Source organism: Aquitalea sp. ASV15 (assembly GCF_016429115.1).
GTDB classification, from domain to species: Bacteria; Pseudomonadota; Gammaproteobacteria; order Burkholderiales; family Chromobacteriaceae; genus Aquitalea; species Aquitalea magnusonii.
Genome location: NZ_JAELTZ010000257.1, coordinates 1 through 240 on the forward strand (window position 1 = coordinate 1; position 240 = coordinate 240).

Genomic DNA, 240 nt, shown 5'->3' on the forward strand with positions numbered 1-240 from the left:
GCCATCGACGGTGGCGGTGCTGCTGGCGGTATGGCCCTGGCTGTCGGTAAAGGTGACGGTAACGGTCTGGCCGGCTTCGACGCTGCCGGTGCTGCCGCTGACCACCACCGCAGTGCTTTCAGCCTTGTTGTAGACGTGATCGCCGCCGCTGCCATCGTTGCCGATGGTGATGGTGGCGGTGGTGTCCTTGCTGTCGTTGACGCTGGCGCTGGCCGGGTTGCCGGCCACGCTGGTGACGTC

1 protein-coding gene is annotated in these 240 nt (G+C 66.7%); it reads right to left on the reverse strand.

The features are described from left to right. A partial coding sequence (locus JHD64_RS21830) for a hypothetical protein (protein ID WP_199055842.1) occupies positions 1 to 240 on the reverse strand: 240 nt, incomplete at both ends.